The sequence below is a fragment of the Niallia sp. Sow4_A1 genome (genome assembly GCF_052116745.1).
In the GTDB taxonomy this organism is placed as follows: Bacteria; Bacillota; Bacilli; order Bacillales; family Cytobacillaceae; genus Niallia; species Niallia hominis.
This window is the reverse complement of sequence record NZ_JBQKKM010000126.1, coordinates 1-779: the sequence shown is the minus strand read 5'-3', so window position 1 is coordinate 779 and position 779 is coordinate 1. Positions and strand designations below refer to the sequence as shown.

The 779-nt window shown below is 52.1% G+C and carries 7 tRNA genes and 1 rRNA gene; all 8 read left to right on the top strand.

The window, feature by feature from the left end:
• Positions 1 to 111 (top strand): 5S ribosomal RNA (rrf, locus tag ACTQ5K_RS25485); the annotation flags it as partial.
• A 9-nt stretch (positions 112 to 120) separates the two neighbouring features.
• A tRNA-Val gene (locus ACTQ5K_RS25480) sits at positions 121 to 196 on the top strand.
• Positions 197 to 219: 23 nt separating this feature from the next.
• Positions 220 to 295: transfer RNA gene (locus ACTQ5K_RS25475), tRNA-Thr, on the top strand.
• A 6-nt stretch (positions 296 to 301) separates the two neighbouring features.
• A tRNA-Lys gene (locus tag ACTQ5K_RS25470) sits at positions 302 to 374 on the top strand.
• A gap of 14 nt (positions 375 to 388) precedes the next feature.
• Positions 389 to 473 (top strand) — tRNA-Leu (locus ACTQ5K_RS25465).
• Between the two features lie 11 nt (positions 474 to 484).
• Positions 485 to 559: transfer RNA gene (locus ACTQ5K_RS25460), tRNA-Gly, on the top strand.
• 11 nt (positions 560 to 570) lie between these two features.
• Positions 571 to 659 (top strand) — tRNA-Leu (locus ACTQ5K_RS25455).
• A gap of 16 nt (positions 660 to 675) precedes the next feature.
• Positions 676 to 752, top strand: a tRNA-Arg gene (locus ACTQ5K_RS25450).
• Positions 753 to 779 lie beyond the last annotated feature (27 nt).

Here is a 779-nt window from a genome sequence, read left to right as displayed (position 1 = left end):
GGCGATAGCGAGAAGGTCACACCCGTTCCCATACCGAACACGGAAGTTAAGCTTCTCAGCGCCGATGGTAGTTGGGGGTTCTCCCCCTGTGAGAGTAGGACGTCGCCAGGCGCTATATATGGAGGATTAGCTCAGCTGGGAGAGCATCTGCCTTACAAGCAGAGGGTCGGCGGTTCGATCCCGTCATCCTCCACCATTATATTGGACAAACTATAATATGCCGGTTTAGCTCAATTGGTAGAGCAACTGACTTGTAATCAGTAGGTTGGGGGTTCAAGTCCTCTAGCCGGCACCATTTTATGAGCCATTAGCTCAGTTGGTAGAGCATCTGACTTTTAATCAGAGGGTCGGAGGTTCGAATCCTCCATGGCTCATCTTATTTTTGTCTGCGGGTGTGGCGGAATTGGCAGACGCACTAGACTTAGGATCTAGCGCCGCAAGGCGTGGGGGTTCGACTCCCTTCACCCGCACCAATTAAATATATGCGGAAGTAGTTCAGTGGTAGAACATCACCTTGCCAAGGTGGGGGTCGCGGGTTCGAATCCCGTCTTCCGCTCCATAAGAAACAATGCCGGGGTGGCGGAACTGGCAGACGCACAGGACTTAAAATCCTGCGGTAGGTGACTACCGTACCGGTTCGATTCCGGTCCTCGGCACCATTGTTTTTTAATTAATGCGCCCGTAGCTCAATTGGATAGAGCGTCTGACTACGGATCAGAAGGTTATGGGTTCGACTCCTTTCGGGCGCGCCATTATATTTCGGGAAGTAGCTCAGCTTG